The sequence below is a fragment of the Pseudomonas gingeri genome (assembly GCF_013385635.1).
In the GTDB taxonomy this organism is placed as follows: domain Bacteria; phylum Pseudomonadota; class Gammaproteobacteria; order Pseudomonadales; family Pseudomonadaceae; genus Aquipseudomonas; species Aquipseudomonas gingeri_A.
Genome location: NZ_JACAPR010000008.1, coordinates 326,567 through 334,322 on the forward strand (window position 1 = coordinate 326,567; position 7,756 = coordinate 334,322).

The following is a 7,756-nucleotide window of genomic DNA, read 5'->3' on the forward strand; positions in this document are numbered from 1 at the left end:
AGAAGTGTGCTGGATTTATGGGCACATAAATAGCCGCTCCCAATAACTAAACAGCCCGGCCGGTGCTCGAACACCTCGCCGTACCGGGCCCCGAGATAATCATTCATGAAGAAGCTGTGTTTGCTGGGCCTCGCTATCGGCCTGGCCAGTCTCCCGGTCGTGGCTGACACAAAGCCTGCACCCATCGCACAAAAGGACGCCTTCATCGCCAACCTGATGAAGCAGATGACCCTCGAGGAAAAGATCGGCCAGTTGCGCCTGATCAGTATCGGCCCGGAAATGCCACGGGAACTGATCCGCAAGGAAATCGCCGCCGGTAACATCGGCGGCACCTTCAACTCCATTTCCCGTCCGGAAAACCGTCCTATGCAGGACGCGGCCATGCGCAGCCGGCTGAAGATCCCGATGTTCTTCGCCTATGACGTGATCCACGGCCACCGGACCATCTTCCCCATCAGCCTGGGCCTGGCTTCCAGCTGGGACATGGACGCCATCGGCCGCTCCGGACGCATCGCCGCCGGGGAGGCCAGCGCCGACAGCCTCGACATCACCTTCGCGCCCATGGTCGATATTTCCCGCGATCCGCGCTGGGGTCGCACCTCCGAAGGTTTCGGCGAGGACACCTACCTGGTCTCGCGCATTGCCAAGGTGATGGTCCAGGCGTATCAGGGCAAGAGCCCGAGCGAGCCGGACAGCATCATGGCCAGCGTCAAGCACTTCGCCCTCTATGGCGCGGTGGAAGGCGGTCGTGACTACAACGTGGTCGACATGAGCCCGGTGAAGATGTACCAGACCTACCTGCCGCCCTATCGCGCCGCCATCGATGCCGGCGCGGGCGGGGTGATGGTCGCCCTGAACTCGATCAACGGCGTACCCGCCACGTCCAATACCTGGCTGATGCAAGACCTGCTACGCAAGGACTGGGGCTTCAAGGGCCTGGCGGTCAGCGATCACGGGGCGATTTTCGAACTGCTCAAGCACGGCGTCGCCAAGGACGGTCGCGAAGCGGCCAAGCTGGCGATCAAGGCCGGCATCGACATGAGCATGAACGATTCGCTCTACGCCAAGGAACTGCCGGGGCTGGTCAAGTCCGGCGAAGTGCCGCAGAGCGACCTCGACAACGCCGTGCGTGAAGTGCTCGGTGCCAAGTACGACATGGGCCTGTTCAAGGACCCGTACCTGCGTATCGGAAAGGCCGAGGACGATCCGGCCGACACCAACGCCGAAAGCCGCCTGCACCGCAGCGATGCCCGGGATATCGCGCGTCGCAGCCTGGTGCTGCTGAAGAACCAGGACCAGACCCTGCCGCTGCAGAAATCGGCGAAGATCGCCCTGGTCGGTCCTTTGGCCAAGGCACCGATCGACATGATGGGCAGTTGGGCCGCCGCCGGCCTGCCCGCGCAATCGGTCACCCTGTATGACGGCATGAGCCGTGCCCTGGGCGACAAGGGCCAGTTGATCTATGCCCGCGGTTCGAACATCACCGCTGACAAGAGGGTCGTCGACTACCTGAACTTCCTCAACTTCGATGCCCCGGAAGTGGTCGACGATCCGCGCCCGGCGCAGCAACTGATTGATGAAGCGGTCAAGGCCGCGCAGCAGGCTGACGTGGTGGTAGCGGCGGTGGGCGAATCGCGGGGCATGTCCCACGAATCGTCGAGCCGTACCGACCTGAACATCCCCGAGAGCCAGCGTGAGCTGATCAAGGCCCTCAAGGCCACCGGCAAGCCGCTGGTGCTGGTGTTGATGAACGGCCGGCCGCTGACCATCGGCCACGAACAGGATCAGGCCGCCGCCGTGCTGGAAACCTGGTTCAGCGGTACCGAAGGCGGCAACGCCATCGCCGATGTACTGTTCGGCGACTACAACCCGTCGGGCAAGCTGCCGATCACCTTCCCGCGCTCGGTCGGCCAGGTGCCGATGTACTACAACCACCTGAGCATCGGCCGGCCGTTTACGCCGGGCAAGCCGGGCAACTACACCTCGCAGTATTTCGACGAGGAAAACACCCCGCTGTACCCCTTCGGCTACGGTTTGAGCTACACCGACTTCAGCCTGAGCAACATGGCCCTGTCCTCGACCACGCTGAACAAGAGCGGCAAGCTCGAGGCCAGCGTCACGGTGAAGAACACCGGCAAGCGTGACGGCGAGACCGTGGTGCAGTTGTATATCCAGGACGTCGCCGGCTCCATGATCCGGCCGGTCAAGGAACTGAAGAACTTCCAGAAGGTGCTGCTCAAGGCCGGTGAAGAGAGAGTCATTCACTTCACCATCGACGAGAACGACCTGAAGTTCTACAACACCCAGCTCAAGTACGCCGCGGAGCCGGGCAAGTTCAACGTGCAGATCGGCCTGGACTCCCAGGATGTGACGCAGCAGAGCTTCGAGTTGTTGTAAGACCAACCAACTGTAGGAGCTGGCTTGCCGGCGATAGTGCCTGGACAGGCACCGCAAGGCTCAAGGGCCTCATCGCTGGCAAGCCAGCTCCTACAGGGTCCGCCTACACCTTCGGCCGGCGTGTTATCTTTCCGGCCCCTCCCCTGCCTGTCGTTGCCCGCATGCCGCCGATCCCCCGTTCCCTGCGTCTGGCGCTCCATACCCTGCTGATTCTCGCCGGCACCGTGCTGGCCGCCGGCTGGGCCGTGCATCGCGCCGGACAACAGGCCCTGGTGGACGATGCCGCGCGCGGGAAGACGCAACTGACGCTGTACGCCAATTCCCTGCATACCCTGATCGAACGCTACCGTGCCCTGCCCGCCGTACTGGCCCTGGACTCGGAACTGCGTGAAGCCCTCGACGCCCCGATCAGCCCGGAACGCCAGGACGCGCTCAACCGCAAGCTGGAACGCATCAACGGCGCCGCACGCTCCTCGACCCTGCAACTGCTCGATCGCAATGGCCTGTCGGTGGCCGCCAGCAACTGGCGCCTGCCCAGCAGCTATGTCGGCCACTACTACGGCTTTCGCCCCTACTTCAACCAGACCCGCAGCGAAGGCAGCGGGCACTTCTACGCGGTCGGCGTGACCAGCGGGATTCCCGGCTACTTCCTCTCCAGCGCGGTGTTCAACGACAAGGGCGAATTTATCGGGGCCATGGTGGTGAAGCTGGAGTTTCCCGAGATCGAGCGCGAGTGGAGCAAAGGCAACGATACCCTGCTGGTCAGCGACTCCCGTGACATCGTATTTATCGCCAACCAGCCGGGCTGGCGTTATCGCCTGTTGCGGCCGTTGTCCGACAGTGACCGCAGCGAGATCGGCCGCACCCGCCAATACGACAAGCAGGCCCTGAGCCCCATCGAGCACCAGACCCTGCGGGTCTTCGGCGACAACAGCTACCTGAGCCTGGTCGACACCCCCGACGGTCGCGTCCAATTGCTCTGGGAATCGCTGCCACTGGACACCGAACACTGGACCCTGCACCTGCTGCGCAAGCCGCAACTGGCCGCCGAGGAACGTCGCAATGCCGGGCTGGCCGGCGCCGGACTGTGGCTGGCACTGGTGTTTCTCGGACTATTCCTCAACCAGCGCTGGCGCCTGGCCCGCCTGCGCCAGCGCAGTCGGGCAGAGCTGGAGCGCCTGGTGGAGGAACGCACCCGCGACCTGCGCACGGCCCAGGACGGCCTGGTGCAATCAGCCAAGCTGGCGGCGCTGGGGCAGATGTCCGCGGCCCTGGCCCATGAGATCAACCAGCCGTTGACCGCCCAGCGCATGCAGTTGGCGACCTTGCGCCTGCTGCTGGATCACGGGCGGATCGAGGCCGCCTATCAGGCCCTGGAACCCCTGGACCAGATGCTGACCCGCATGGCGGCCCTGACCGGGCACCTGAAGACCTACGCCCGGCAAAGCCCCAGCGGCCTGCGCGAGCCCCTGGACCTGGCCGGCGTGGTCGACCAGTCGCTGCAACTGCTCGACCCGCGCCTGCGCGAAGACAACGTCAGCACGGTGCTGCACCTGACCCGCCCGGCCTGGGTCCGTGGCGATGCGATCCGCCTCGAACAGGTGCTGATCAACCTGCTGCGCAATGCCCTTGACGCCATGCACGACAAGCCCCTCAAGCGCCTGGAAATCCGTATCGAGGCCGACCAGCAATTGTGGTTGCTGACCGTCGGTGACAGCGGCGGCGGGATTGCCGAGGAGCACCTGGGCAAGGTTTTCGACCCTTTCTTCACCACCAAGCCGGTCGGGGAAGGCCTCGGGCTGGGACTGGCGGTATCCTATGCCATCGTCCATGAACTGGGCGGCCGCCTGAGCGTCGACAACCAGGCCGGCGGCGCCCTCTTCACCCTGGCCCTGCCGATCGCCCTGGAGGTACACAGCCCATGTTGAACGCGGTGATGGTGGTCGATGACGAAGTCAGCATTCGCAGTGCCGTGGAGCAATGGCTGAGTCTGTCGGGCTTTACGGTCCAGGTCTTCAGCCGTGCCGAGGAGTGCCTGGCCAGGCTGCCGGCGCATTTTCCCGGGGTGATCATCAGCGACGTGCGCATGCCGGGCCTCAGCGGCCTGGAACTGCTGGAGCGGGTACGCACCCTCGACGCCGACCTGCCGGTGATCCTGCTGACCGGCCATGGCGATGTGAAGATGGCGGTCGAGGCGATGCGCGACGGCGCCTACGATTTCCTGGAAAAACCCTTCAGTCCCGAAGCCCTGCTGGGCAGCCTCGGGCGCGCCCTGGAAAAGCGTCGACTGGTCCTGGAAAACCGCCGCCTGCATGAACAGGCCGACAGTCGCTCGCGACTCGATGCCAGCCTGCTCGGGGTTTCCCGCAGCCTGCAGACCCTGCGGCGCCAGGTGCTGGAACTGGCACCGCTGCCGGTCAACGTGCTGATCCGTGGCGAAACCGGCAGCGGCAAGGAACTGGTTGCCCGCTGTCTGCATGACTTCGGTCCGCGCGCTGGCAAGCCCTTCGTGGCCCTCAACTGCGCGGCGATTCCCGAGCCGTTGTTCGAGGCCGAGTTGTTCGGCCATGAAAGCGGGGCCTTTACCGGCGCCCAGGGCAAGCGCATCGGCAAGCTGGAATACGCCGACGGCGGGACACTGTTTCTCGACGAGATAGAAAGCATGCCGCTGGCCCAGCAGGTGAAACTGCTACGGGTCTTGCAGGAGCAGAAGCTCGAACGCCTGGGCTCCAACCAGAGCATCGCTGTCGACCTGCGCATCGTCGCCGCCACCAAACCCGACCTGCTGGAAGAGGCTCGCGCCGGGCGCTTTCGCGAAGACCTGGCGTATCGATTGACGGTGGCCGAATTGCGCCTGCCGCCGTTGCGCGAGCGGCGCGAGGATATTCCGTTGTTGTTCGAACACTTCGCCCAGAGCGCGGCCACGCGCCTGGGACGCGCCACGACAGCGCTCAGCGGACCACAGTTGAGCCGGCTGCTGAGCCATGACTGGCCCGGCAACGTCCGCGAACTGGCCAATGCCGCCGAGCGCTCGGTGCTCGGCCTGGGTGAACCGGAGCCGCAAGGCAGCGATCCGGGCCAGTCCCTGGCGGCCCGGCAGGAGGCGTTCGAAGCACAGTGTCTGCGCTCGGCGCTGACCCGCCACAAGGGCGATATCAAGGCGGTGCTCGAAGAGCTGCAACTGCCACGCCGGACTTTCAATGAAAAGCTGCAGCGCCATGGGTTGGCCCGGGAGATGTTTCTCAAGGAGAACTGACATCCCCTTGTGGCGGGCGGGCTTGCCCGCTCGCCACAAGATATCGGCGACTTTCCGCTTACCGATTGAGCGCCCGTAAGCGGATTTCCGCTTATCAAACTCCGCCAACCCCTCTAGGCCGGTCCTTCTGGCCCTGGCACGGCTCCTGCTATAGCCCTGTCAGGCTGCGCTTGCGCGCGCTCCACAAAAACAATGACTTGAAGGTTCCCTGATGGATAACTCCTCTACCCTACCCCTCGGGTCGGCGGTTGCGCCGGCAAAAGAAAGAAGCACTTCCAGCCGCTTGAAATCGATCTTCAGCGGTTCGGTCGGCAACATGGTCGAGTGGTACGACTGGTACGTCTACGCCGCGTTCTCGTTGTACTTCGCCAAGGTCTTCTTCCCCAAGGGCGACACCACCGCGCAACTGCTCAACACCGCCGCGATCTTTGCCGTGGGCTTCCTGATGCGCCCGATCGGTGGCTGGCTGATGGGCCTGTATGCCGACCGCAAGGGACGCAAGGCCGCACTGATGGCCTCGGTCCTGCTGATGTGCTTCGGTTCTCTGATCATCGCCCTGACCCCTGGTTATGAAACCATCGGCGTCGGCGCACCGATCCTGCTGGTGGTTGCCCGCCTGATGCAGGGCCTGTCGGTCGGTGGCGAATACGGCACCTCGGCCACCTACCTCAGCGAAATGGCGACCAAGGAACGTCGCGGCTTCTTCTCCAGCTTCCAGTACGTGACCCTGATCTCCGGCCAGCTCATCGCCCTGGCGGTGCTGATCGTGCTGCAACAGACCCTGACCACCGAACAACTGCAGGACTGGGGCTGGCGGATTCCGTTCGGCATCGGTGCCCTCTGTGCGATCGTTGCGCTCTACCTGCGTCGCGGCATGGAAGAAACCGAGTCGTTCACCAAGAAGAAGGAAAAGCCGAAAGAAAGCCTGATGCGCACGCTGATGCGTCATCCCAAGGAACTGATGACCGTGGTCGGCCTGACCATGGGCGGCACCCTGGCCTTCTACACCTACACCACCTATATGCAGAAGTACCTGGTGAACACCGTCGGCATGAGCATCTCCGACTCCACCACCATCTCGGCGGCGACGCTGTTCCTGTTCATGTGCCTGCAACCGGTGGTCGGTGCACTGTCGGACAAGGTCGGCCGGCGACCGATCCTGATCGCCTTCGGGATTCTCGGCACCCTCTGCACCGTGCCGATCCTCAGCACCCTGCACACCATCCAGACCTGGTGGGGCGCGTTCTTCCTGATCATGGCCGCGCTGATCATCGTCAGCGGCTACACCTCGATCAACGCCGTGGTGAAGGCCGAACTGTTCCCGACGGAAATCCGTGCGCTGGGCGTGGGCCTGCCCTATGCGTTGACGGTATCGATCTTCGGCGGCACTGCTGAATACATCGCGCTGTGGTTCAAGAGCATCGGCATGGAAACCGGCTACTACTGGTACGTGACCGCCTGCATCGCGGTTTCGCTGCTGGTGTACATCACCATGAAGGACACCCGCAAACACTCGCGGATCGAAACCGACTGAGTACCGACGCCCTGAACCTGTAGGAGCCGGCTTGCCGGCGATGAGGCCTTTGAGCCTTGCAGCGTCCATACGGACGTCATCGCCGGCAAGCCGGCTCCTACAAGGTTCGACGTTGTTTGCAAGACCGTGCCCCTCTCGTTCACCCACGTCCTTACGGGCGATCCCGGCGCATTTCTGCGCAATCGCAAAAGAATTTTCGGAATTAATAGTCAGTTAATTCCCAGCCTCCATTCTGACCCTACGCCAAATCGACTTGCGCACATGCTCTCGGGCATCACGTGACCGCCGCCTGATTGCATTGCCAAACATATCGATTTACACGATTGATTTAAGCGTTTTTTTGCGCTTTTTAATCAAATTAACCAGCGTAATATGACTTCCACACCCACTGAACAAAACGACTACCGACTGGAGCAACTACCATGAAAACCAAACTGATCCTCGCCCTGACCCTTTCCGTACTGGCCGCCAACACCTTTGCCGCCGATGGTTACAGCCACACCCCAGGCGCCTACAGCGTTGCTGCTGATGGCTACGACAAGACCCCAGGTGCCAACGCCGTTGCCGCT

Annotated in this window: 4 protein-coding genes; all 4 read left to right on the forward strand. The window is 63.2% G+C overall.

The window, feature by feature from the left end:
* The first annotated feature begins 105 nt into the window (after window positions 1-105).
* The 4 genes from bglX to HX851_RS37915 all read left to right on the forward strand — a co-directional run bounded on the left by bglX (window position 106) and on the right by HX851_RS37915 (window position 7,187).
* Window positions 106-2,397 carry a beta-glucosidase BglX gene (gene bglX, locus HX851_RS37900; RefSeq protein ID WP_177057278.1) on the forward strand — a complete coding sequence of 764 codons (2,292 nt, stop codon included), beginning with the start codon at window positions 106-108 and terminating at the stop codon, window positions 2,395-2,397.
* Window positions 2,398-2,558: 161 nt separating this feature from the next.
* Entirely contained in the window at window positions 2,559-4,325 is a 1,767-nt protein-coding gene (locus HX851_RS37905; protein ID WP_177064665.1) for a sensor histidine kinase, read from the forward strand.
* Window positions 4,319-5,653 (forward strand): sigma-54-dependent transcriptional regulator, encoded by a 1,335-nt coding sequence (gene mifR, locus HX851_RS37910; RefSeq protein WP_177057280.1) that lies wholly within the window; start codon window positions 4,319-4,321, stop codon window positions 5,651-5,653. Before HX851_RS37905 ends, mifR begins: the two co-directional genes overlap by 7 nt.
* Before the next feature lie 211 nt (window positions 5,654-5,864).
* The gene (locus tag HX851_RS37915) at window positions 5,865-7,187 is read left to right on the forward strand and encodes an MFS transporter (protein WP_177057281.1); all 1,323 of its coding nucleotides are present in this window, start codon (window positions 5,865-5,867) and stop codon (window positions 7,185-7,187) included.
* Window positions 7,188-7,756 lie beyond the last annotated feature (569 nt).

Coding starts and splice junctions, on each gene's coding strand:
- bglX (WP_177057278.1), top strand. CDS start 106: ATGAAGAAGCTGTGTTTGCTGGGCCTCGCTATCGGCCTGGCCAGTCTC.
- HX851_RS37905 (WP_177064665.1), top strand. CDS start 2,559: ATGCCGCCGATCCCCCGTTCCCTGCGTCTGGCGCTCCATACCCTGCTG.
- mifR (WP_177057280.1), top strand. CDS start 4,319: ATGTTGAACGCGGTGATGGTGGTCGATGACGAAGTCAGCATTCGCAGT.
- HX851_RS37915 (WP_177057281.1), top strand. CDS start 5,865: ATGGATAACTCCTCTACCCTACCCCTCGGGTCGGCGGTTGCGCCGGCA.